Raw genomic sequence first — 25,441 nt, 5'->3', positions numbered from 1 at the left:
TATAGATGTTCATGAGGGGCGGCGTGCAGAAGCCGAACGCTTAGGCATCGCTTTCTAGCAGGCATCGATTGATGGGGGGCGTGAGCTTATCCACAGGATTGGATTGAAATTATCCTGTGAGCAGCGTCAAGTTGTTGGTTTTGATGTGGAGACGCTCTCGGTATAGATAACTACTTGATTACGGCCGTTTTCTTTTGCTTCATATAGCCCTATGTCCGCTCTTTTGAGCGCAGGTTTTAACGATTTTTCTCGGGCATGAATCGGGGTCACACCCAATGATGCCGTGACTTTGAGCGCTTGTTGCGTGTCTTCATATTCAACAGTGGTGGTCGCCTGTTCAATAGAGATACGAATTCGCTCGGCCACCTGCTGAGCCTGCTCAATTGCGGTGTTGGGGAGCAACACCGCAAACTCTTCCCCCCCCACCCGGCACAGTAAGTCTTCTTGGCGAAGCAGATCACTCACTATTTGCGTGAAGTTTTTCAGTACCTCGTCACCTACATCATGACCATATTCATCGTTGATGCGTTTAAAGTGGTCAATATCTATCGCGATAAGCGCTATGGGGTGGTTTTGGCGTCGCGCCCGTGACATTTCAATTGTTGCTTGGGCTTGTAAGTAACGTCGGTTAAACACGCCCGTTAATGGATCGGTCATGGCTTGTGCATGTAATTTTTCTTCAAGCTGTTTACGCTCGGTAAGGTCGAACACCGTCGCGCGAGTGTGTACAAATTGACCGTTTCGATAATAGGCCGAGGCTTGGATCATCACGTGGCGCTGCTCGCCGTTACGCGTTAATAGGCTACATTCTGCGCTGCCAGTTTGATTGTCTTTTACGTTTTGGAAAGCTTGTTCAAACTGTTCACGGGTTTCCGGCGTAATGAACTCTCGATAATCAATAAGACCGATAGCTTCCTTGGAAGAGTAGCCAAGCCAGGCAAGCTCGGTGCGGTTCATGTTGACTACGCGCCCAGATTGATCAAGCGAGTGATAGCCGCAAGGGGCATTTTCATACAGGTCGCTTACTTCCAGCGCGTGGCGCTGAGCGTCTTCGCGTAATTTGCGTTGACGATGGCTGCTGAAGGCCCAAAATATCCCACATGCCACTGCGAAGCCGTAACTCAGTAATAGAAACCAGAGCACTGTGAGCTCTTCTTCGATCAGCGTGCGCCAAGTGGGTAGAGGGAGCATTACACCTATTTTCCAGGGCGAGTAGATGTTTTCACTGAATATGGTACCCGCTAAGCTGCGGTTGCGATGGGTGCGTATATCTTCAGTTTGAAAACGTAATAAATGATTGTTGATAGAGGCGAACCCTTCACTACGTTGCTGCATAACGTGCCAGTATTGGGGCGCAAGAGTCGCGAAATTATCCCCAAAGGCCGTGGCTCCTAGCTCTGGGAAGGCCACGTTGAGAAGCCAGCGACCTTGGGCGTCGATCAGAATGGTATTAGCATCTTGTTCAAGCAGCATGGCTTGCTGCAGGGAGTGGGTAAGGTAATGCCAGTTAAGGCTAAGCAGTACCACGCCAAGTCGTTCACCCGTGGCATCAAAAATGGGGGTGGCGACGTTTACCGTCGGAGCCTGATCGTTGTCATACAGCTCGTACTGCAAATTATGCCCAGGTGGCGAGATATACAGTTCGCGCGGTAACAGTTTGGCGGCTTCTTTGAAGTAGTCGGTTTTAGAGTGGTTATTACCTGCTATACGCGATCCTGTCTCAACGTCACTGGGCGCGCGCAGCACCTCGCGGCCTTGGTTATCGATCACGACCAGCTTAGTAGACCGTGGGTAGTGGCTGATCAGGGTGTTTAAAAAATGGGAGAGCTGCGATATGTCGCTAAGTGCATATTGTTGGTCGCTTAAGGATGGCAAGCTTTGTACCGTTAGGTACTGCCTAATGCCGGGCGTTTCAGCAATGGCGAGCGTATAGTTAATACTTTCACTGATATCATGGGTCAAGGCTTCTTGGCCGATTTTCAGCACGTCATCGGCCTTGGCACGCAGGCTGTCTAAGCGCATTTCCATATGCACATTGAAAATAGGAAAAAGCATCGCCGATACCATTACCAACGGTATGATAACGGCTAACAGAAGGCGAGTGTGTAAGCGGCGCAGTGGCACGGAGTCTTTCCTGTCTGGAAATAGGCCGCCTTGGCAAGACAACCAGTTTGGTATGTTATAGAAATAAGGTATGACGTTTATAGAGAGGTTAGTTATCAGCCACTTTTTAAGGTGGCGTAAGCGTTCGAGGTAAGCGCTTTAACATCTCAAATGGCATAGGTTTGGAGAACAAGAACCCTTGTAATAAGTCGCACTGACGTTGCCGCAGATCCATGTGCTCTTCGCGTGTTTCAATGCCTTCCGCGACTACCGCTAAGTTTAGGTGATGCGCCATGGTTATAACGCCTTGCACGATAGCCGCATTTTTAGTGTTTTGTGAAATTCCTCGAATAAATAGAATGTCGAGTTTCACCTTACTGATGGGTAGATCGCGTAAATAGCTGAGACTAGAAAAGCCAGTGCCGAAATCATCCAGCGCAACGCTAATGCCCAGAGCACGTACTTCGTTGAGTAGCGCAATGGCTTGGTCAGTATTGGTCATTAAGGTGCCTTCTGTTACTTCAAGTTCTAGTAACTCGGGGGGTAAGCCGCTGGCCTTAAGCGCTGCTTTAATTCCATCCAAAAAGCCATTACGACGAAACTGTACTGGCGAAATATTAACCGCTACCGTGAGAGGCTGATCACGACCCACATTAAGCGCGGCAATATCATGGCAGGCGCGCTCCAAGACCCAGCGGCCAATGGCAATAATTTGCCCTGTTTGCTCGGCAATCGGTATAAACACGCTTGGTGGCACTAAGCCTTTGGTGGGGTGATGCCAACGAATAAGCGTCTCTACGCTGCGGATGATGCCGCTAGCAGCGTCAACGATGGGCTGATAATACGCTTCAAGTTGCCCAGTTTGTATGGCTTCTTGTAACTCTCGCCTGATAACAACGTGCTCGGCGACATTGTCGATAGTATCACCGCAGTACCATTGCCATGTATTACGTCCCTGGCGTTTGGCATCATCCATCGCGAGACTGGCGTGATGGAGTAGGTCATGCGCCTGAGTGACGCTACCTTTATTCGAAGCAATACCAATACTTGCACTGATATGCAAGCGGTGTCGACCAAGCATAAATGGCTGAGCAAGGGCTGCTAATAAATGATCGGTTAAAGCAATCACTTCCTGTTCGTTTTGGTAAGGTGCTAACAGCACTATAAACTCGTCGCTAGACATTCGAGCCACATTAACGCCCGCGGTTGCGGTATCCAATAAACGCTGCGCAACGAGTTTAAGTAATTCGTCCCCTAACCCATGGCCAAGCGCTTCATTGATAGGCTTGAAATCGTCTAAATCGATATGCAGCAGGGCCAGTTTATGGCCCTGCTGTACACAGCTTTGCAGTGCGCGCTCAAGACGCGCCTGTAAAGCCCCTAAATTAGGTAGCCCTGTCAGTGGGTCGTGGGCGGCTTGGTAAGCTAAGCGCGCTTCTTGTTCTCGCTGTCGAGTAATGTCTTGCTGTATACCTATAAAGTGCGTACAGACACCTGAATTGTTAAACACGGGGCTAATGGATAATTGGTTCCAAAATAGGGTGCCGTCGAAACGGTAGTTGCATAGCAACACTTGAACATCTTGCTGTTGAACTATGGCGCGGCGAATTTCCTCTATCGCCATGGGATCAGAGTCTTCGCCTTGTAGGAAACGACAGTTGCGCCCTAGCGCTTCTTCGGCGCTATAACCGGTAATATCGGTAAACGCACTGTTTACGTAGACCAGCGGTAAGTGGGGCTGAGTCGCATCTGCCATCACCACGCCATTGGGGCTGGCTTCAATACCCCGTTTGAGTAGGCGGAGTTCGCTTTCATCCTGTTTGTGCTGGGTAATGTCTCGGCAAATCGCATAGACACCTATCATCTGCTTATCGGCAATAATCGGCACATGGGTGACTTCAAACTGGACCTTGCCGTCTTGGCTATTAGCGGTAAACGCTTGATAATGTTGATGCTGCTGGCCTGTAAGTGTTGCATTAAAGGCAGCTGCCGCTACAGGTCGGTCGTCGGTGTGAATAAGCTGGACAAAGTTTTTTCCAGCCAGTTGTTCGGCGGATAAACCAGTGATGAGACTTGAGGCTGGATTGCAATGCACGATGGTGTTGTTGGGCTTAAGCTCAAAAATGCCATCTGGATGGTGAGTGAAAAGCGAATGAAAGCGCGCCTGTAAACAGAGCGGAACATTATGAGCGCTATGTTTTTTTTTGGCGCCCTCCTTGAGTCTCGTTAGAGCTGCTATTTTCACTAGTAAGTCCATGCTGCTAGGCAATCAAAAGAATACTAATATTAATTAGCGATTGCTATCCTATTTCTTAGGAATATAGGTTCTGGCAAGCGCACTAAATGATGATGAAAAGTAGCGTGTCGTTCAGTTTAGTTTTAACGCATTGTTGTTTCACAGGCGTTTAGCATGCATCTGCTGCTGGCAACGTGATATACCCTTGCTTAGGAAACATTGTATTAGATAAACTTAAATTAAGACGGTTTTGGTAGCTGCTTAAGTATGTCTCGATAGGCCGTTAATGTTAGTTTTTCTAATAGTAGGTAAATTATACTGTATTAGACTTATGGTTGTATACTTACGGTTATGTTACGTATTTATTTTTAATATTTTCATTGCTATCTGTATGGAATGGTTATTTTTCATAATTTCTAAGTCATTGTTTTTAAATGGCTCCACCATCACTTGAAGTCTCCTAAGCGAATTTCTGAGTGAATATGGTTCATCGTGGGGACGAGCATGCTTCGTCGTTCTTGCTTCACCGCCGTGGTACTGCTTCAAAAGCTAAAAGGCCACGCATTGAACGTTGTTCGACGCGCAGCCGTTGCTAGCAAGCGCGCATGGCGCGTGATAGACTATGCCATCCTCTCAGACAGACCCGTGAATGGGCAGCTCGATTTAACTGCCTATTATACGTTTTGGTAGGGTGAAAAGCCTGCCAAATCAACTGGTTGATTTAGAAATGTCATGTTGCGGAACGTCGTACTGTCATAGCGCAGCCGACAAACACATATTTAATTTCGTTGCCGTTTTTTCGGCAACCTTTATTCTCCAAGGAGATACCCTGTGGCGAACAGCAAGCAAGCTCGCAAGCGCGCCCGCCAGGCCGAGAACCGTCGCGTCCTGAAATCCAGCCAGCGCAGCATGGTCCGCACCTACATCAAGCGTGTAGTGAAAGCGATCAGCACCGGCGACCACGCTAAGGCAATGGAAGAGTTCAAGGCCATGCAGCCGGTCGTGGACCGTATTGCAGACAAGGACGTGCTGTCTAAGAAGAAAGCAGCTCGCCTGAAGAGCCGTTTGAACAAGCGTATTAAGGCACTGGCGGCGTAAGCCGGCAGGCGCCATAAAAAACCGGCTGCGGCCGGTTTTTTTGTGTCTGAATGATTTTTCTGGATGGTTTTTCTAGACAGTCTTTCTAGATAGTTTTTCTGGATGGTTTTTCTGGATGGTTTTTGTGGATAGCTTATGACAGCGAAGAAAGCTCCCAACTCTTCCTCAAACACCGCAATAGTCCGCCGCGGGCTAATGCGCTCGGGTCTCGTCGTCAGTGCGATGACGATGCTGTCGAGGGTGATGGGGCTGGCGCGCGACGTGGTTATCGCTACCTTATTAGGGGCAGGGGATGGCGCCGATGCGTTTTTCGTGGCGTTTAAGATCCCTAATTTTTTGCGCCGTCTATTTGCTGAAGGGGCCTTCAATCAAGCCTTCGTGCCGGTGCTTTCGGAGTACTCTACCCAGCGTAATCGGGAGGAGATACGCGAGCTGCTAAATGCGACCGCGGGTAGCTTAACCGCAGTGCTGGCGCTGATTACTGCCGTGGCAATGCTCTGCGCGCCGTGGTTGATTTGGGTGTTTGCCCCCGGGTTTGGCAGTGAACCGGAAAAGCTAGCGCTGACCGCGGATATGCTGCGCTTAACGTTTCCCTATTTATTGCTGATTTCGCTTACTGCCTTTTCAGGCAGTGTGTTGAATACCTGGAACCGTTTTGCAGTGCCCGCGTTTACCCCGGTATTGCTTAATCTTTCGCTGATAGGTGCGGCGCTATTTTTAATGCCGCTAATGGAAGAGCCTGCCATGGCGCTGGCCTGGGGCGTGCTGATCGCCGGGGCTGCGCAGCTGGTTTTTCAAGTGCCGTTTTTATTACGCTTGGGGCTGATGCCCACACCCTGGCCAAACTTTGCCCACGAGGGCGTACGGCGCATACTGAAATTGATGGGGCCTGCGCTGTTTGGGGTGTCGGTATCGCAAATTAATCTGCTGTTGGATACGGTCTTGGCTTCGTTGCTAGCGGCGGGTAGCGTGTCGTGGCTCTATTACTCTGACCGGTTGGTAGAACTGCCGCTAGGCGTGTTTGGGGTGGCGATTGGTACGGTGATTTTGCCAGCGCTTTCCAAGCGCCATGCTGACCAGTCCAAAGAGCACTTTGCTGCGATGCTCGATTGGGCTATTCGCATTGTGTTGCTGTTAGGCTTGCCCGCGGCGCTAGCGCTGGCGGTGTTGGCTGAGCCGCTGTTAATCACGCTATTCCATTACGGCGCGATGACTGACAACGACATCCAAATGGCGGCGATGAGCCTGCGCGCTTACGCCTTCGGTTTGGTAGCCTTTATGCTAATCAAAGTATTGGCACCGGGCTTTTTTGCCCGTCAAGACACCAAAACCCCGGTAAAGGTAGGCATTATCGCCATGGTCGCTAATATGGTGCTTAACCTGCTGCTAATTTGGCCGCTGGCGCATGCCGGGTTGGCGTTGGCCACAGCGCTGTCGGCCTTCTTGAACGCTGGCCTGCTGGGTTATCTGCTGCATAAACAGGGTGTGCTGGTGTTTCAGCCGGGCTGGAAGCGTTATTCGGTACAGTTAATTGGTGGCAGTGGGTTAATGTGTGCGGCACTCTATTTTGTGGCGCCGGACTGGCAAGCGTGGCTCTCCTTTGGCCTGTGGCAGCGGATAAGCTGGGTGACTGGGCTGGTGGTAATGGGCGGTTCACTCTACTTCGCGTGGCTGGCAGCATTAGGTTTACGCATCCGTCATTTTAAAATGCACTCATAACGCTGCACCCTGGCGTGCGGGTTCGTTATAATCAGAGGCTTTGTCCTCCCAACGGCTGAGGTGCCATGCGCGTCATTCGAGGTCTGCACAACTTGAAAGCGGCTCATCGTGGCTGCGTTGCGACGATCGGTAACTTCGATGGTGTGCATCGCGGCCATCAGGCCATTCTTCAGCAGTGCCGTGAACATGCCGCACGCTGGAGTGTGCCGCTGACAGTGGTGGTGTTCGAGCCCCAGCCGCGCGAATTTTTTGCCGGTGACCAAGCGCCGCCGCGGTTAACCCGCCTGCGTGAAAAAGTGCGCTTACTGCGTGATTTTGGCGCGGAACAAGTGCTGGTGCTGCCGTTTAACGATACGCTGCGCAGCCTGACGGGGCGCGAGTTTATCGATCAGGTATTGATTGATGGGCTCGGCGTTAAGCACTTGGTGGTGGGTGATGACTTCCGCTTTGGCTGCGACCGTCGCGGTGATTTTGCGTTGCTGGCGGAAGTGGGCCGCGAACAGGGGTTTGGGGTAGAGCACACTCGCACTTTTACCGTGGATGACGAGCGGGTTTCCAGTACGCGGGTGCGTACGTTGCTTGCCAGTGGCAACTTTTCTGCCGCGGCGCGTTTGCTGGGCCGCCCCTATTCGTTGCATGGCCGTGTGGTGCGTGATCAGCAGTTGGGGCGCACGATTGGCGTACCCACAGCCAACTTACCGCTGCTGCCTCAGCCGTTAACGCTGCGGGGAGTCTTTGCCGTGGTCGCTGAGCTTGCAAACGGCGAACGCTACCCGGGCGTTGCCAATGTTGGCTTTCGCCCGACGGTGGGTTCAGAGCGGCCGACCCTTGAGGTGCACCTGCTGGATTTTGCCGGTGACCTTTATGGTCAACGCATGACGGTATACCCCTGTACGCGACTGCGGGGCGAGGTCAAGTTTGACGGCCTTGAAGCGCTGAAAGCGCAAATTGAACGTGACCAAGCCCGTGCTCGCCACTACTTTACGGCGGCAGTGGCTAACCACGACTATTCTCTTCCGCTGGCCTCGGCCCCGCTTGGGCGTGAGGCCATGTCTTCAAGTGCAATGTCTTCAAGTGCGGCGTCTTCAAATACGATTTCTTCTGATTCTTCTTCGGCGGATGATGCCGCTGATACTAACAACGGCTGACCAGACCATGGATTATAAGCACACGCTGAATTTGCCTGAAACTGATTTCCCCATGCGCGGCATGCTGCCAAAGCAAGAGCCAGGGCGGGTTTCCCAGTGGCAGGATATGAACATTTACCAGCGCCTGCGTGAAGCGCGCGCAGGTGCGCCGCTGTTTGTACTACACGATGGCCCTCCTTACGCCAACGGCAGTATTCATATCGGTCACGCCGTTAATAAAATTCTTAAAGATATTATTGTTAAATCGAAGAATTTAGCCGGTTTTGACGCCCCTTATGTGCCGGGTTGGGACTGCCACGGTTTGCCCATTGAGCACAAGGTAGAAACCACCCATGGCAAGCACTTGGCGCCGGAACACGCCCGCGAGCTTTGCCGTGAATACGCCGGTGCGCAAATCGAAACGCAGTTGGCCGACTTTGTGCGTTTGGGCATTATTGGCGATTGGGATCACCCATACCGCACCATGGATTTTGCCAACGAAGCGGGCGAGATTCGTGCCTTGGCCGAGATGGTCGATGCGGGCTACGTATTTAAAGGCTTGAAGCCGGTGAACTGGTGCTTTGACTGTGGCTCAGCGCTGGCGGAAGCCGAAGTCGAGTACGCAGATAAAAAATCCGATGCCATCGACGTTGCCTTCCCCGTGGAAGACGCCGACAAGCTGGCGGCCGCGTTCGGTTTAAGCGAACTGTCTAAACCGGCGGCGGTAGTGATCTGGACCACCACGCCTTGGACCATTCCGGCCAACCAAGCGTTGAACGTTCACCCCGAGTTCACCTACGCACTGGTTGATACTGGTGAGCGGCTATTGCTGCTGGCGGAAGAGTTGGTGGAGAGCTGCCTAGAGCGCTTTGGCCTGCAAGGCGAAGTGATTGCCACGACGCAAGGCAAACAGCTTGATCTGATCAATTTCCGTCACCCGTTTTATGATCGTCTCTCGCCGGTTTATTTGGCGGAGTATGTCGAGTCCGAAGTGGGCAGCACGGGTATTGTTCACTCCGCTCCTTCTTACGGCATGGATGACTTTTTGACCTGCCGCGAGCATGGAATGGAGTTCGATGACATGCTTAACCCGGTGCAGGGCAACGGCGTTTACGCTGACGACCTGCCGTTCTTCGGCGGCCAGATGATTTGGAAAGCCAATCCCCATATCGTCGAAAAGCTGCGCGAAGTCGGTGCGCTGATGGCGCATATTCCGATTAAACACAGTTATATGCACTGCTGGCGCCACAAAACGCCGGTGATCTACCGGGCCACGGCGCAATGGTTTGTGGGCATGGATATTCAAGGCAAAGACGGCAAAACGCTGCGCGAGCGTGCTCTCGAAGGCATCGAGGCCACGGCGTTTACGCCCGCCTGGGGTCAGGCGCGCCTGCACAGCATGATTGCAAACCGCCCGGACTGGTGTATCTCCCGCCAGCGCAACTGGGGCGTGCCGATTCCGTTCTTCTTACACAAGCAAACCGGTGAGCTGCACCCGCGCACCGTTGGCTTGATGGAAGAGGCGGCCAAGCGCGTTGAGCTAGAAGGTATCAATGCTTGGTTCAAGCTCGACCCCGCTGAGTTATTGGGTGCGGAAGCGGCGGATTACGACAAAGTCACCGATACACTCGATGTATGGTTTGACTCCGGTACCACACACCGCCACGTATTGCGTGGCTCGCACCCGCACGGCCATGAAAGCGGCCCGCGAGCGGATCTCTATCTGGAAGGCTCGGACCAGCACCGTGGCTGGTTCCACTCGTCACTGCTGACCGGCTCGGCCATTGACGGTCATCCGCCTTATCGTCAGCTGCTGACCCACGGCTTTACCGTTGATTCCCAGGGCCGCAAACAGTCCAAATCGCTGGGTAACGTGGTCGCGCCCCAGGAAGTGATGGATAAGCTGGGCGGTGATATTCTGCGCCTATGGGTCGCCTCCACCGATTACTCTGGCGAAATGGCCGTTTCCGACGAGATTTTGAAGCGCACGTCAGACGTATATCGGCGGATTCGGAACACTGCACGCTTTCTGCTTTCAAACCTTAACGGGTTTGATCCAGAGAAAAACCAAGTCGCATTTGGCGATATGTTGGCGCTGGATCAGTGGGTCGTGGATCGTGCTTACCAGCTGCAAGCGCGGATCGAAAAAGCCTATGAAGAGTACCGCTTCCTGGATGTATATCAGCAGGTACACGGCTTCTGTGCCCGGGAGCTGGGTGGCTTCTATTTAGACGTCATCAAGGACCGCCAATACACCACACAAACCGACTCACTGGCACGCCGTAGTGCGCAAACCGCGCTCTATCACGTGGTGGAAGCGCTAAGCCGCTGGATTGCGCCGATTCTCTCCTTCACCGCAGAAGAGATCCACGAGAATATCCCCGGTAAGCGTGGCGACAGCGTGTTGCTTGAGACCTACTACACGGATCTGGGTAGCCTGGACGATAACGCTGATTTGGGCCGCGCGTTCTGGGAGCAGGTGCTAGAGGTTAAGCACTCGGTTAACAAGTGCCTGGAAGACGCCCGTAATGCCAAAGTGATCAAGGGCAGCCTGGCGGCAGAGGTCACGCTATACGTGAGCGATGAACTGCAGGCGACGCTGACTAAACTGGGCGATGAACTGCGCTTTGTCATACTCACTAGCGAAGTCACGCTGAAACCTCTGGCTGAAGCAGGTGATGTAGAGGCGGAAACAACGGAGCTTGAAGGCTTGAAAGTGGTGGTCAAAGCCAGCGACAACACCAAGTGTGAGCGCTGCTGGCACCATCGCCCGGATGTAGGCACGCATGCCGAGCATCCAGATCTATGCGGGCGCTGTATCAGCAACCTCCCTGAAGGCAGTGGTGAGACTCGTTACTATGCTTAAAGAAGGAAATACGCCTGATATGAATACGTCGAGCCATGCCAGCGCGCGGCCGCCGATGCAGCGGCCGCTGCGCTGGCTATGGCTAGCGGTGGTAGTGATTGTATTGGATTTGGCCACGAAATACGTGGCCAGCAGCCAGCTCGGCTATGCTCAGCCAGTGGAAGTGTTGCCGTTCTTTAATCTGACACTGCTACACAACACTGGCGCGGCATTCAGCTTTTTAGCCACTCACCCCGGCTGGCAGCGCTGGTTCTTCGCCCTGATTGCGATTGGCGCGACGGTAGGCTTAACCATTTGGCTCACACGCATCAAACACGATGAAAAGCTGTTGGCGATCGCGCTGCCGTTGATTATCGGTGGTGCGCTGGGGAATCTTTATGACCGCTTGGTGCATGGCTATGTGGTCGATTTTCTCTCTTTCCACGCCGCTGGGTGGTACTACCCGGCGTTTAATGTGGCGGATATTGCGATTACCCTGGGGGCTGTCGCTTTAATCTGGGAATCCATTATGGGCGAGCGGCGGCGCAAAAAAGTGGCCGAAACTTCCCATTAATTGAACGTTGAGAACTGCAATGAGTGACTATCTAATCGATGACGGCATGGAAGTGACGCTACACTTCACCTTAAAGCTGGAAGACGGCACTTTGGTGGACTCCACCAAAGACAAAGCACCGGCCACCTTCGAAGTGGGCGATGGGAACCTGCCGCCCGGTTTTGAGCATCCGATTAAAGGCATGACCGCCGGCCAAGAGGGGACGTTTCAGATCACTCCGGAACATGCTTTCGGTCAGCATAACCCACAAAATATTCAGACCCTTAAGCGGACAGATTTTGGTGACGAACCCCCGGAAATTGGCATGGTGATGTCGTTTGCCGATAAAGCGGGAACGGAATTGCCAGGCGTGGTCAAAACCATAGAGGGTGATCGTATTGAGGTGGATTTCAATCACCCGTTAGCAGGCCGCACGCTTACGTTTGAAGTAGAAGTACTGGACGTTAAGCCGGTGAACACTCATTAAGCAGATGCTACGTCGCATCAAGGCGCTCTTATGACAAGCACGCAGCAAACACAGCCTATCGAAATTAAATTGGCCAACCCGCGCGGCTTTTGTGCCGGTGTGGATCGTGCGATTGATATCGTCAATCGCGCACTGGATGTCTTTGGCCCGCCTATTTATGTGCGCCACGAGGTTGTCCATAACCGCTTTGTGGTCGAGACACTGCGCGCCCGCGGTGCTGTGTTCGTTGAAGAGCTGGATGAAGTGCCGGATGACGTCATTGTCATTTTCTCTGCCCACGGTGTTTCCCGTGCGGTGCAAGCCGATGCCGAACGCCGGGGGTTGAAGGTATTTGACGCCACTTGCCCGCTAGTGACCAAGGTGCACCTGGAAGTGTTGCGCTACGCCAAACGTGGGCAGGAGTGCATTCTGATTGGCCATGAAGGTCACCCGGAAGTCGAAGGCACCATGGGGCGTTACGATACCTCCCACGGCGGGCGTATCTATTTGGTTGAGGACGAGAAAGACGTTGCTAAACTGGAAGTGCGTGATCCCTCCAAGATTGCCTTCGTAACGCAAACCACGCTCTCAATGGATGACACCGCCAAAGTGATTGATGCCTTGCGCGACAAGTTTTCCGAGATTCAAGGGCCACGCAATGATGATATCTGTTACGCCACGCAAAACCGCCAGGATGCCGTGCGTGAGCTAGCCGCCCAGAGTGATTTGTTATTAGTGGTCGGTAGCCCCAATAGCTCAAACTCGAACCGCTTAAGAGAGCTCTCTGAGCGGATGGGCACACCCGCCTACCTGATCGACAATGCCGAACAGATTGATCCCCAATGGCTTGAAAATGTGCGCCGTATCGGTGTTACTGCAGGTGCCAGTGCCCCTGAAGTACTGGTCAAAGGCGTGATCGCCAAGCTTCAGACCATGGGCGCTGCTGTGCCCGAAGAGATACAAGGCCGCGAAGAAACCATTACTTTTTCCATGCCAAAAGAGTTACGTGAGCAGGTGATTGTCAGCAGCTGATCTTAGGCTTCGTGATGCAAAGCGTATTAGTTTGCGACATACTGGATGTATGAGCCAACTAATACAGGAGCAGAGCTGCGTGTCTAATGTTTCTGATTTAATTACTGGCCATTTTTTCCAGAACGGCCAGCGTGGTTTTACTTTGATCGAATTGCTGGTTGTGGTCGCGATAATTGGCATCTTCGCGACCATTGCCTACCCGAATTATGCTAGCTATGTAGAGCGTAGTCGTCTCACTGACGGTAAGTCCGGCCTTATGCAGGCAGCTCTAGAAATGGAACGCTGTTATACCTCGAATTATATTTATAAAGAAGAATGCTTTGAAACGAAAGCGTCACCTGATGGTGTTTATCCCTTGATACGGCTGACAGAGTCGGGTTTGACATATCGTCTAGAGGCGCAAGAAGGAATCAATGTTCCAGCCGGTTGTAAAACACTCTGGATAGAGAGCAACGGTCAAAAAGGGCCTAATGGCGACAATAATACGCCTGAGTGTTGGTAACTTATGTCCCAACGAGGCTTTACGCTCATTGAATTGCTAATTACGCTGTTGATCGCAACGATCATCGCTGTGATGACGGTGCCCGCATTTTCGGATTTCCTTACCCGCCAGCAGCTGTCTGCTGACGTCAATGAAATGGTCTCCGTGCTAAGTTTTGCCCGTAGCGAGGCGATTAAACAGCGCCAGAACGTCACGGTTGAGTTCTTACCGCCCGGTGAGTGCGGTGGGCTTGAGGGCATGGTCGAAGACAATGATAGTCTCCGCTGGTGTTACTGGGTGAAAAGCGAGGAGGAAACCATGCGAGTGGGGCGGACGGCTAATATAACTATGCCTGATCAAACATTCTCGCTTACCTTCCTAAACTTGGGTGACGCTAATATTGATAAATGCTCTAGTCCTTGCCATATCACACTCAGCCCGCAGCGACAGCTGGAGGAAGAGGCCTCGATTACGCTTGCTATAAATATAACCGGCAGCATTCGAAGAAAGGACTTAGAGCTATGATCCATCAGCGCGGTTTTAGTTTAATTGAAGCATTGATCGCGCTGGTGGTTCTATCCGTTGGCCTACTCGGTGTGGCGGCTATGCAGCTTAAAGCGCTGCAAAGTGCCAATGCCGGTTACCAGCGTTCGGTGGCAAGTGTTGCAGCTGTGGATGCCTATGAACGGCTTTGGGCAACGCTTCAACCCGGCAATAATTGCGACGTTATCGTCGTCGATGAGGTTCAAGAGAAATGGCGTGACCAGTGGTTGAATAACGACGATTCGCCGCTGCGCAACGCGCTTGAGGCGCAAAGTATAATTGATCAAGCTAGTGACGATAGATGCCAGTTCACCGTCACCTTGGCGTTAAGTAATGATGACAACGACAAGCTAGATTACTTCTTTCGTTTGCCGAACCTAGAGGTTCTGCCATGAGGTGTTCTGAAAGCGGGTTTACCCTGGTTGAGTTAATGGTAGCAATGACAATTGGCACAGTTATTGTTTTAGGAGCTGGCCAACTATTTCTGACCACTTTTCAAACGTTCAGAATAGTGGATGAGTTAAGCCGTAAACAAGAAGCGTTAATTTTTATTACGGGAGCATTGGTTCAGGATGTCCGATCTGCAACACATATTGACGCAGAACCAAATAATGCAGCTATGAAGTTTTCATTACACCCTGGCGACGATTGCAATAAAGATGAGCTTCTGGAAAGAATATATTTTTTATCTGAAACAAACGGAAGATTTTCTTTAAGCGTTAGTAATAAATGTGAAAGTGAAAGTGAGTGGGGGCAATCTGAGCCGCTGGTAGAAGGCTTTTACGACGATAGTGCTGCATCATTTTTGCTTAAAGAAGAAGGTGGCGGTGGGCTTTATAAATTAGTCATTAGGCTTGCCAAAAATGAAGGCGAAATTTACGAAGAAATCGTGCTCCGCATCCAAAATAGGGTAGAAGCATTTTTATAGGTGAAGATATGAATAACCAGCAAGGTGCTGCCTTGGTCGTTGTTATGGCGCTTCTCTCCGGATCGCTAATGTTAGGTATGTCTGGTATGCAGAGCGCATTGATTGATGAGCAGCTAGCTGGGAATTATCGCGCTTCAGTCCAAGCCAAAATGAACTCCGACAGTATGATGTCGGAGTTTAGAAAGAATGAGTCTCAAAGCCTTTTGGATGAGATTTATAATACAGAATGTGAGAATAATGCAAGTTGTTACGAAGAGTATGAGCGTAATATTTTAGATTCTTTAGAAGGAATAGAGGGGCTTGGTTCTATTGTTAAAGCAGTTAAAGTTGAAAAAAATAACGATGAAATCATTATTACGATGATAGACCAAGGAACAAACAACGATGCTGTTGGGGAAACGGTCGCAACTTATAAAAAGGGAAGCGAAGATGTTGGTTTGGGAGGTGACGATAACGATGGTGAAGGTAATGACGGTGATAGTGGCGGTGCTAGTTCGCTCCCCTTTGAATCACCAATAGTCGGCTGTGAAGGCGTTCAATCTAGTGGAGGTTCGACTTTCAGTAGCTATAACTCAGGTGTGGGAGGGTGGGTTGAGGGACAGCCCGGCAGTTTTGCTGAGCAGGATATTCCACTTGTGCGTACTACTTCTGCAAATGCAAACGTGGTTCTTGGTGGTAGCGAGCATATTCATGGCGGTATAGAAGCTCTTGGTACTGTTACCTTAAATGGCTCTTCAAAGGTTTTTGGGAGCATCTTGGCTAATCAAACGATATATCTAAATGCTGGAGGTGGGTACGTACAGAGAAATGCTGAAAGCCGTGCAGACGTAATCTTCGGCAGTAGTACAAGAGTTGATGGCGTGGTCAGAGCACAAGGAATCGTTAGCTTAACATGGGGGGCAAGTGTAGGTAAGGGTATATATGCTCAAAGAGGCGTTTCTAGTCCAGGTGATCCTCAGTGGAATCCGCCTGAAGGGCATATTGATGAAGATAACCGCAGTAATTTCTTTCCGCATACGTCAGTTTCAATATCAGAAATTGATTCGCAGCCTTGTGATATCGTTGACTTCGCAGGTAACACTTTGAGTGAGGAGATTGCTCGCTATCAAAATGATCTTGCCTCAATTGGCGATGTGGTGGTCAATGATGGCGTTGTGGATATAACGATGACACCCAGTTCTATATCAGTTAGTGGTAGTGATATTCACGAACATGTTAATGGAGCTGTGCCGAGCGACGATACTTTATTTGGAGAAGCAGCCAGAATCTACTATGTTGATGATTTGAATATGGCTAGTAAATCTAAGTTACAAATTACAGGTGGGAATGTGGTGCTCGTAGTAGGCGGTGATTTCACAATGGGGGGTGGTGGTGCTGGTCTAGTGATTGATATAGACTCGAGTTTAACCGTTTTTGTTGCAGGTAAGGTAAATTTTGGAAGCGTACTAAATATTGAGCCTGAAGTTAACTCAATTAACAGCAACGGCCAAGCGACATTCTCTCTTTTTTCGGGCTATCAGGGCTCAGGTAGTGGGGTGGATTTCAACTCAAGTAACCGTGTAGTAGCTAATGTGTATGCGCCTTATACAAATGTTTCGGTCAATTCCGGTGCTAACTTTTTTGGTAGCGTAAGAGGGCGCAGCGTTAACGTGAGTGGTGACGGAAGTATTGTGTATGACGAGCTGCTTGGAGGGGCTTTTGGAAACCCTGACGATGTCTGGGATTTAATTGGCTGGCAATAACGTCATTCGCCACGCGCCTAGGTGCACGTTATCATAGCGGTATTTGCTTAAGAGCCTGAAAACCATGAGCCAGACCGCCAAAACCCGCGTTCTTACCGGTATCACCACCACCGGCACGCCCCATTTGGGCAACTATGTAGGGGCGATCAAGCCTGCTATCGAGGCCAGTCAAGATCCCAACGTTCAGTCGTTCTATTTTTTGGCTGACTACCATGCCTTGATCAAATGCCCTGATCCGAAGCGTGTGCAGGAGTCTCGCTTGGAAATTGCCGCCACTTGGCTAGCGCTGGGGCTAGATACCGACAATGCCATTTTTTATCGCCAGTCGGATATTTTGGAAATTCCTGAGCTTACCTGGATGCTCTCTTGCGTCTGCGCCAAAGGCCTGATGAACCGCGCCCATGCGTATAAAGCGGCGGTGGCTGAGAACGAAGAGGCGGAAAACCAAGACCCGGATAAAGGCATCACCATGGGGCTGTTTGGCTACCCTGTGCTAATGGCGGCGGATATTCTAATGTTTAACGCCAATAAGGTGCCGGTAGGGCGTGATCAGATTCAGCATATCGAAATGGCCCGTGATATCGCCGGGCGCTTTAATCATCTCTACAAGGGCCAGCATTTTGTCCTCCCAGAAGCCGTCGTTGACGAGAAAACGCAGCTTCTGAATGGTTTGGATGGGCGCAAGATGTCCAAAAGCTACGATAATACGATTCCGCTCTTTGCTCCTGAGAAAAAGCTGCAAAAGCTGGTACGTAAGATCAAGACCAACTCACTGGAGCCCGGTGAGCCGAAAGATCCGGACACCTGCACGCTGTTTCAGATTTACTCCGCTTTTGCGACGGCGCAAGAGACCGCCAGTCTCCGTGAGCAGTATGCCGCAGGCATTAGCTGGGGTGATGCGAAGAACCAAGTGTTTGAGTATTTGAACGCTCACTTAAGCGCGCCCCGTGAACGCTATAACGCGTTAATGGAAGATCCCGCTCATATTGAAGCGGTACTTCAGAAAGGCGCAGAGCGGGCGCGCGAAGAAGCGGCAGTAACGATGGATCGCTTACGTGCTGCCGTTGGCCTGGGACGGTTTGTTTAATATCTGAATACTGCCATTCACAGTAGTGACCTGTCAGTCATCTAGCAGTAACGACGAAGCCCCTTCCGCTTGGAAAGGGCTTCGTTTGTTTCGGGCCTCGCGCTTTGCTGCTAACGAGGCTGTTAGTGACAGCTCAGCCTTCAATCGGGGGCGTCAGTCATTAACTGAATGAGCATGGTTGTGCATGAGCAGAGTTGTGCTGATGTCCTATAGTGCTTATCACGTAGGCTATGTATTTCTCAGATACGTACTTAGCTTCGCAAAAGCAACGCATCCACAAAGGGAATATTGTATGCGGTCAAGGTATCGACATCAGTCGTTTACGGAATGTGCATTGATAGCCTTAACGCTGGTGGTCGTCGCGTTAATGCTTTGGAAGCTTGTTGGGCTACTGATCCTGATTTTTGGCGCGGTGGTGGGCGCCTGTATATTGCAAACGGGTATGACGCCACTTTTGAGGCTAGGCGTGCCCCGGTGGCTGGCACTGTTAACGGTGATTATTACGCTAACCCTGGCGCTAGGCTTAGTTAGTTGGGCATTTGGCGCGCAGGTGTCTGCTGAGTTGGAATCGCTGGCTGTACTGTTACCCGAGGCATGGGAACAGCTTCAGGAAAGGCTTGAAGGGTCGCAGCTAGCGCCATTGGTTGATAACGCGGCAGAGCGGGCGGGCGACCTGTTTGGTAACGGTATTTCTCAAGTGGGGATGGTAGTGGTCTCTATGGGGGGCAGTGTTGTCAGCTTTTTCGCACTTATCGTCGGTATGGTTTATTTGGCTGCACAGCCGGGTCTTTATCGCCGTGGTTTATTGCTACTCGCGCCCATTAAAAGCCGTCCACGTTTGGGTGAAGCGCTGGATGAGAGCGGTAAGGCGCTTCGCTATTGGCTGGGCGGGCAGTTAGTGGCCATGGTGGTCACGGGGCTCTTAGTGGGTGTCAGCATGTGGCTGTTAGGCGTACCTGCGCCGCTTGGCTTGGGGTTGGTGGCGGGGCTATTGGATTTTGTGCCACTGGTGGGGCCCCTGATCGCTGCTATTCCTGCGTTGTTGCTTGCCTTCACTGTGAGTCCTCAAACCACGCTATTTGTGCTGATTGCGTATACGGTTATTCAGCAGGTAGAGGGCAATATTTTACAGCCGCTGGTACAGCAGCGCGCTGTTCACTTGCCTCCAGCGATGCTGCTATTTTCGCTGTTTGCAGCCAGTACTCTGTTTGGTTTAGCCGGCCTGATTTTGGCCGCACCGCTGACGGTGGTGGCGTTTGTGTTGGTGAACAGGCTATACGTCACTCGAGAGGAAGAAAGCCAGTAAATAGTGTTAATCGTCATAAATACCGCTGCACAAATAATTGTACGCCGATTATTAGCAGCGTTAAGCTTGTCATCATTATCCGTACTAACTGGATCCATTCTGTCTGGAAGCGCCTGTTCGTGAAGAGGCGCTTTTGGCATTGATAAAGGTGAATATATGTCTACAACGACGGCTGCTGCGCCGCAGAGTTACCGCGTGCCGCTTATCGCCACTGCGGCGATCGTGCTTGGCGCGTTGCTTATAGGGGTGGTATTTGAGGCCAATACGGGCCTGTTGATGATTGTCGGTGGGCTGTTTGGCATGGTGCTTTATCATGCTGCTTTTGGCTTTACCTCGGCGTGGCGGGTATTTATTACCGAACGGCGAGGGCGTGGCTTGCGTGCCCAGATGGTGATGCTGGCGATTGTGGTGGTGCTGTTTTTCCCTGCGTTGGGAGTGGGCACGCTTTTTGGTAATGAAGTGTCGGGCTTTGTCGCGCCTATCGGTATCTCCGTGCTGGTGGGGGCATTCTTATTCGGGCTGGGTATGCAGTTAGGCGGTGGGTGTGCCTCTGGTACGCTTTTTACAGCGGGCGGTGGTAACGCACGTATGTTGATCACCTTGGTGTTCTTTATTGTCGGCTCGGTGATTGGCTCGGCGCATTTTGCCTGGTGGCAGAGTTTGCCGGCCTTTCAGCCGGTATCACTGGTCAACGTGGCTGGTGTCAGTGGCGGGGTGGCGATTAGCCTGGTGCTGTTTGCTGCGATTGCTGCTTTCACCTGGGTGATGGAGAAGCGCCGCCATGGTCAGTTAGAGCAGGCGCCTGCCGTCAATAAACAAAGTGCTGAGCGTTGGCTGACAGGGCCTTGGCCATTGGTGGCGGGTGCCGTGGCGTTGGCGTTACTGAATTTCGTCACCTTGGCCCTGGCTGGCCGCCCATGGGGAATTACCTCCGCGTTCGCACTGTGGGGTGCAAAGAGCTATGCGCTCGTTGGTGGCGATGTAAGCCAATGGGGCTATTGGCAAGCGCCGGGTAATGCAGCAGCGCTTGAAGCCAGCGTATGGAGCGATATCACTACGGTAATGAACGTCGGCATTATGCTGGGGGCACTTGCCGCCGCCAGCTTGGCCGGTCGCTTTGCGCCTAACTTCAAGATTCCATTGAAATCTCTACTGGCGGCAATCGTTGGTGGCCTCCTGTTGGGGTATGGCGCCCGCTTGGCGTATGGCTGCAATATCGGCGCCTACTTCAGCGGCATTGCGTCTGGCAGCCTGCATGGCTGGGTGTGGTTGGTTGCTGCGTTCGCCGGCAATATGCTGGGTGTTAAATTAAGGCCTTTCTTTTTTAACGGCGTAGAAGGCCGAAAGCCAACCGCTAAAACGAGTTAATGCTGACTTAGCGCTCCTCAAGTAGCCAAGTAGTTAAGGAATAAGTAAATAGGCGGCAGATGGGTAGATAAATAGATGACGCCCCGGTTTGAAGCCCATTCAACCGGGGCGTTTGTATGTTAACAACGTCGCTCTCTTCTACCTTTGTAGCAGGAGCATGTTACATTAAGCCCAAACGCCGCAAACGCCCGATGTTGCTGCATTGCAGCAGTGATTGACATAAAAAGAGAATGCTTATGACTACCCAGAGTAAACGCCCTTTATACCTTCCTTACGCCGGTCCTTCTTTGCTCGAAATGCCGCTATTGAACAAAGGCAGCGCGTTTACTCAACAGGAGCGCCTGGCGTTTAACCTGATTGGTTTGCTGCCGCAAAAGGTGGAAACCATTGAGGATCAGCTAGAGCGGGTCTATCGTCAGTACCAGCAGTGCCATAGTGACCTTGAGAAACACATTCATCTGCGCGCTATTCAAGATGACAACGAAACGCTCTACTTCCGTATGGTTTCTCAGCATCTGGAAGAGATGCTGCCGATTATTTATACCCCCACGGTGGGGCAGGCATGTCAGGAATTCTCCAATATTTATCGTAATCACCGCGGGCTGTTTATTAGCTACCCTGACCGCGAGCATATGGATGACATCCTGCGCAGCGCCACCAAAGATAACGTTAAAGTCATCGTGGTGACGGATGGTGAGCGCATTCTAGGCCTGGGCGACCAGGGTATCGGTGGGATGGGAATTCCCATCGGTAAGCTGGCGCTGTATACCGCCTGTGGTGGCATCAGCCCTGCCTACACGCTCCCTATCATGATCGATGTGGGCACCAACAATAAAGCGCTGTTGGATGACCCCATGTACATGGGTTGGCGTCATGAGCGGGTAGGGCAAGAAGAGTACGATGCTTTCATGGCAGAGTTCATTGCCGCTGTGAAGCGCCGTTGGCCTAACGTGCTGCTGCAATTTGAAGACTTTGCCCAGGCCAACGCGGTGCCATTGCTGGAACGTTATCGTGACGAGCTATGCTGCTTCAACGACGACGTACAGGGGACTGCTTCTGTGGTGGTCGGCACCTTGATGGCGGCTTGCCAGGCACGTGAAGAAACCATCGCCCAGCAGCGCGTAGTGTTTGTCGGCGGCGGTTCTGCGGGCTGTGGGATTGCCGAGCAGGTGGTGGTGGCCATGGAAGCCGAAGGCTTGACTGAAAGCGAGGCACGGGCACGTATTTTCATCGTCGATAGGGACGGGTTGATGACCAGCGATCAAGCGTGGCAGCGCGACTTCCAGCGTCGTCTAGCCCATGATCCTTCAGTGGTGGTTGGCTGGAATGGTCAAGCCCTGGAGGAGACGATCGCGCAGATCAAACCAACGGTGTTGATCGGAGTCTGCGGGCAACGCGGTATTTTCACCGAGCAGGTTGTTCGCACCATGCACGCGGGCTGTGAGCACCCCGTGATCATGCCGCTCTCCAACCCGACCTCGCAAGCAGAGGCGGTGCCGGAAGATGTTATCCGTTGGACCGATGGTCAAGCGCTGGTAGCGACCGGTAGCCCCTTTGCGCCGGTGGTGCATAACGGGCGCACGTATCCCATCGCTCAGTGCAATAATGCCTATATCTTCCCGGGCATCGGGTTGGGCGTGATTGCCGCCAGTGCTAGCCGCGTCACCGATGAGATGCTGATGAGCGCTTCGCGGGCGCTTGCCCGTGAAGCACCGCTGGTAAAAGAGGGCAAAGGGGCGCTTCTGCCACCGCTGTCACGTATTCGCGATATCAGCAAGTCGATTGCCTTTGAAGTGGCTGCCCAGGCGCAGCAGAACGGCGTGGCGCTGAAAACCAGCGGCACTACTCTGCGGGAGTTGATTGAAAAGGCGTCCTGGTCGCCGGATTACCGCACTTACCGCCGCCGTGCTTTTTAGGCATGCACTTATCAGCAATCTGCTAGATCAAGCCCAAAAAAAGCCCCCACCGAAGTGGGGGCATGCAAGCATTGGTAGGTTTTACCTTTAGGCTGCGCCGATCATCTTGCGCAGCACGTAGTGAAGGATACCACCATGACGGTAGTAAGCCAGCTCGTTTACCGTATCAATTCGGCACTTGGCATCAACGCTACGTTCCCCATCGGCATTTTTAATCATCACTTTGACCGTGCCACCTGGCGTTAGGTCGCTCAAACCGGCAATCGAAATTTCTTCATCCCCGGTTAGGCCCAGCGTTTTACGGCTTTCGCCTTCGGCAAACTGCAGCGGCACAACGCCCATGCCGATCAGGTTAGAGCGGTGGATGCGCTCAAAGGATTCGGCGATCACGGCACGAACGCCCAACAGACGCGTGCCTTTCGCTGCCCAATCCCGTGAAGAGCCGGTGCCGTACTCTTTACCGGCAATCACGACCAGCGGTTTGCCTTCCTCTTTGTACTTCATCGCGGCATCGTAAATGGCCATCTGCTCGCCACTGGGCACGTGACGAGTCTCACCACCAACCACGCCGTCGAGCATCTCATTTTTGATCCGCACGTTGGCAAAGGTGCCGCGCATCATGACTTCATGGTTACCCCGGCGTGAGCCGTAGGAGTTGAAGTCGACCGGTTTGACGCCGTGTTCTTGCAGGTAGCGCCCGGCGGGGCTGTCAGGCTTGATGGCGCCCGCCGGGGAGATATGGTCGGTGGTGACCGAGTCGCCTAGCATCGCCAACACCCGGGCACTGTGCACATCTTCGATGGCATCCGGCTCACGGCCCATACCTTCAAAGAAGGGGGGGTGCTGAATGTAGGTAGATTCAGGCCACTGATAGACCTTGCTCTCTGAAACGTCGATTGCTTTCCAGACGTCGTCACCCTCAAACACCGCGCCATACTCTTTGCGGAACATCGCGGTATTGACTTGCTCAACGGCGCTGGCGATCTCTGCTTGAGTGGGCCAGATGTCTTTGAGATAGACAGGCTCACCGTCGCTGCCTTGACCCAGTGGCTCTTTGGTAAGGTCGCGTTGAACGTTACCTGCCAGGGCGTAAGCCACCACTAGGGGCGGTGAAGCAAGCCAGTTGGTTTTCACCAGCGGGTGGACGCGCCCTTCAAAGTTGCGGTTACCGGAAAGCACCGAGGCCACGGCGAGGTCGCCCTCGTTAATGGCCTGCTCGATCTCATCAGGCAGCGGGCCGGAGTTGCCGATACAAGTGGTACAGCCGTAACCGACCAAGTTGAAGCCTAACGCATCCAGGTCATCATTGAGGCCAGCGGCAGCAAGGTAGTCGGTGACCACTTTAGAGCCGGGCGCCAGTGACGTTTTCACCCACGGTTGGGTAGTTAAGCCCTTTTCACGGGCTTTACGTGCCAACAAACCGGCCGCCATCATAACGCTGGGGTTGGACGTGTTAGTGCACGAGGTAATGGCCGCGATGACCACCGCGCCGGGGTCAAGGCTAAAGTCATGGTCATCAAGCTTAACGGCTTGACTGGTGTCATGTTCGAAGCTGCGCTCTACACCTACTGCAGTTTGGCCACCTTCAGAGGAGAACTTACCCTTTTCGGTTGGCTTGGCCTTGCTATCTTCCTGCATGAACTTGTCAAAGGCTGCCGCCATATCCTGTAAGGCGACCCGGTCTTGCGGACGTTTGGGGCCAGCCAGACTGGCTTCCACCTCGGTCATGTCCAGTTCCAGCGCATCGGTGAAGATCGGCTCATCGCTGGGTTCGCGCCACAGCCCTTGGGCTTTGCTATAGGCTTCAACCAGCGCAATTTGCTCATCTTCACGCCCGGTTAGGCGCATATAGTTCAGGGTTTCATCGTCTACCGGGAAGAAACCGCAGGTAGCACCATACTCGGGCGCCATATTGGCAATCGTCGCGCGATCCGCTAGCGGCAGGTCTTTCAAACCGTCGCCGTAGAACTCAACAAATTTACCTACCACGCCTTTTTTACGCAGCATTTCGGTAACAGTGAGTACTAGGTCAGTAGCGGTAATGCCTTCGCGTAGCTTGCCGGACAATTTAAACCCGATGACTTCTGGAATCAGCATCGACACCGGCTGTCCGAGCATGGCTGCTTCGGCTTCAATACCACCTACACCCCAGCCGAGTACGCCCAGGCCGTTGATCATCGTGGTGTGAGAGTCGGTGCCCACGAGCGTGTCGGGGTAGGCGAAGGTTTTGCCGTCTTCGTCTTTGGTCCATACCGCTCTGCCTAGATACTCCAGGTTGACCTGGTGGCAAATGCCGGTGCCAGGCGGTACGACGCTAAAGTTGTCAAATGCCTGCTGACCCCAACGCAGAAACTCATAGCGCTCGCGGTTGCGCTGCATTTCGATATCCACGTTCTCTTGGAACGCGGCGGGGTTACCAAATTTATCGACCATGACCGAGTGGTCAATGACCAGATCGACGGGAGAAAGCGGATTGATCTTGGCTGGGTCTTCGCCAAGGCTTTCGACAGCAGCGCGCATTGAGGCTAAATCCACCACGCCAGGGACGCCGGTGAAATCTTGCATTAAGACACGTGCTGGCCGGTAGCCTATTTCACGGCTGGATTTACCTTCGGCCTGCCAGTCGACCAGGGCCTGCATGTCTTCTTCAGCGACACTTTCGTCATCGCCGAAGCGCAGCTGATTTTCGAGTAGGATTTTGAGCGTCTTGGGTAGCCGGTCAATGCTGCCCAGTGCCTCTGCCGCTTTGGGTAGGCTGTAATAGTGGTACGTTTTACTGCCCACCTCTAAGGTACTTAGCGTATCGGGTGTCTTGCTCATGTGTCTCTCCTCTGATTGCTGAGTGTTGCCCTCAGCGTAACGGTCACGATCTTCCTGTCGTATTGATTACC

The 25,441-nt window shown here is 52.4% G+C and carries 19 protein-coding genes; 16 read left to right on the top strand and 3 right to left on the bottom strand.

Annotated elements, in window-relative coordinates; all coding sequences use genetic code 11:
* Nucleotides 1-126 precede the first annotated feature (126 nt).
* A complete protein-coding gene (locus Q3Y66_RS16340; RefSeq protein WP_008959246.1) occupies nt 127-2,124 on the bottom strand; it encodes a diguanylate cyclase in 1,998 nt (665 codons plus the stop codon).
* Between the two features lie 106 nt (nt 2,125-2,230).
* Nucleotides 2,231-4,348: an EAL domain-containing protein gene (locus tag Q3Y66_RS16335; protein WP_161598811.1), complete on the bottom strand. Its 2,118-nt coding sequence runs from the start codon at nt 4,346-4,348 to the stop codon at nt 2,231-2,233.
* An 822-nt stretch (nt 4,349-5,170) separates the two neighbouring features.
* Here Q3Y66_RS16335 and rpsT point away from each other — a divergent pair.
* The 16 genes from rpsT to Q3Y66_RS16255 all read left to right on the top strand — a co-directional run bounded on the left by rpsT (nt 5,171) and on the right by Q3Y66_RS16255 (nt 22,550).
* Nucleotides 5,171-5,437, top strand: coding sequence for a 30S ribosomal protein S20 (rpsT, locus tag Q3Y66_RS16330; protein ID WP_008959243.1), 267 nt, complete (start codon nt 5,171-5,173; stop codon nt 5,435-5,437).
* 135 nt (nt 5,438-5,572) lie between these two features.
* A complete protein-coding gene (murJ, locus tag Q3Y66_RS16325; RefSeq protein ID WP_035587260.1) occupies nt 5,573-7,156 on the top strand; it encodes a murein biosynthesis integral membrane protein MurJ in 1,584 nt (527 codons plus the stop codon).
* Nucleotides 7,157-7,221: 65 nt separating this feature from the next.
* Nucleotides 7,222-8,304 carry a bifunctional riboflavin kinase/FAD synthetase gene (gene ribF, locus Q3Y66_RS16320; protein ID WP_008959241.1) on the top strand — a complete coding sequence of 361 codons (1,083 nt, stop codon included), beginning with the start codon at nt 7,222-7,224 and terminating at the stop codon, nt 8,302-8,304.
* Nucleotides 8,305-8,311: 7 nt separating this feature from the next.
* Entirely contained in the window at nt 8,312-11,149 is a 2,838-nt protein-coding gene (ileS, locus tag Q3Y66_RS16315; RefSeq protein ID WP_193365461.1) for an isoleucine--tRNA ligase, read from the top strand.
* 19 nt (nt 11,150-11,168) lie between these two features.
* Nucleotides 11,169-11,702: a signal peptidase II gene (lspA, locus tag Q3Y66_RS16310; RefSeq protein WP_008959239.1), complete on the top strand. Its 534-nt coding sequence runs from the start codon at nt 11,169-11,171 to the stop codon at nt 11,700-11,702.
* Nucleotides 11,703-11,721: 19 nt separating this feature from the next.
* Nucleotides 11,722-12,168 (top strand): FKBP-type peptidyl-prolyl cis-trans isomerase, encoded by a 447-nt coding sequence (gene fkpB / locus Q3Y66_RS16305; protein ID WP_008959238.1) that lies wholly within the window; start codon nt 11,722-11,724, stop codon nt 12,166-12,168.
* 30 nt (nt 12,169-12,198) lie between these two features.
* Nucleotides 12,199-13,179, top strand: a complete 981-nt coding sequence (gene ispH, locus Q3Y66_RS16300; RefSeq protein ID WP_008959237.1) for a 4-hydroxy-3-methylbut-2-enyl diphosphate reductase — start codon at nt 12,199-12,201, stop codon at nt 13,177-13,179.
* Nucleotides 13,180-13,258: 79 nt separating this feature from the next.
* Entirely contained in the window at nt 13,259-13,681 is a 423-nt protein-coding gene (locus Q3Y66_RS16295) for a type IV pilin protein (protein ID WP_008959236.1), read from the top strand.
* A gap of 3 nt (nt 13,682-13,684) precedes the next feature.
* Complete coding sequence (locus tag Q3Y66_RS16290; protein WP_008959235.1) at nt 13,685-14,185, top strand: GspH/FimT family pseudopilin; 501 nt, start codon at nt 13,685-13,687, stop codon at nt 14,183-14,185.
* Nucleotides 14,182-14,598 (top strand): type IV pilus modification protein PilV, encoded by a 417-nt coding sequence (gene pilV, locus Q3Y66_RS16285; protein ID WP_008959234.1) that lies wholly within the window; start codon nt 14,182-14,184, stop codon nt 14,596-14,598. The genes Q3Y66_RS16290 and pilV overlap by 4 nt, the downstream gene beginning before the upstream one ends.
* Nucleotides 14,595-15,131 carry a PilW family protein gene (locus tag Q3Y66_RS16280; RefSeq protein ID WP_008959233.1) on the top strand — a complete coding sequence of 179 codons (537 nt, stop codon included), beginning with the start codon at nt 14,595-14,597 and terminating at the stop codon, nt 15,129-15,131. Before pilV ends, Q3Y66_RS16280 begins: the two co-directional genes overlap by 4 nt.
* Nucleotides 15,132-15,139: 8 nt before the next feature.
* Nucleotides 15,140-16,873 (top strand): hypothetical protein, encoded by a 1,734-nt coding sequence (locus tag Q3Y66_RS16275; protein ID WP_008959232.1) that lies wholly within the window; start codon nt 15,140-15,142, stop codon nt 16,871-16,873.
* A 64-nt stretch (nt 16,874-16,937) separates the two neighbouring features.
* Nucleotides 16,938-17,960, top strand: coding sequence for a tryptophan--tRNA ligase (locus Q3Y66_RS16270; RefSeq protein WP_008959231.1), 1,023 nt, complete (start codon nt 16,938-16,940; stop codon nt 17,958-17,960).
* A gap of 292 nt (nt 17,961-18,252) precedes the next feature.
* Nucleotides 18,253-19,266 (top strand): AI-2E family transporter, encoded by a 1,014-nt coding sequence (locus tag Q3Y66_RS16265; protein WP_035587257.1) that lies wholly within the window; start codon nt 18,253-18,255, stop codon nt 19,264-19,266.
* 156 nt (nt 19,267-19,422) lie between these two features.
* On the top strand, nt 19,423-20,634 hold the full coding sequence (locus tag Q3Y66_RS16260; protein WP_008959229.1) for a YeeE/YedE family protein: 1,212 nt from the start codon (nt 19,423-19,425) through the stop codon (nt 20,632-20,634).
* 236 nt (nt 20,635-20,870) lie between these two features.
* Nucleotides 20,871-22,550, top strand: a complete 1,680-nt coding sequence (locus Q3Y66_RS16255; RefSeq protein ID WP_008959228.1) for an NAD-dependent malic enzyme — start codon at nt 20,871-20,873, stop codon at nt 22,548-22,550.
* Between the two features lie 87 nt (nt 22,551-22,637).
* On the opposite strand, the gene acnA is transcribed toward Q3Y66_RS16255, so the two are convergent.
* On the bottom strand, nt 22,638-25,370 hold the full coding sequence (gene acnA, locus Q3Y66_RS16250; RefSeq protein ID WP_008959227.1) for an aconitate hydratase AcnA: 2,733 nt from the start codon (nt 25,368-25,370) through the stop codon (nt 22,638-22,640).
* Between the last annotated feature and the right edge of the window lie 71 nt (nt 25,371-25,441).

It is taken from the genome of Halomonas sp. HAL1, assembly GCF_030544485.1.
Taxonomy (GTDB): domain Bacteria; phylum Pseudomonadota; class Gammaproteobacteria; order Pseudomonadales; family Halomonadaceae; genus Vreelandella; species Vreelandella arctica.
The sequence above is the reverse complement of the archived record's forward strand: the minus strand, read 5'-3'. Positions and strand labels throughout refer to the sequence as shown.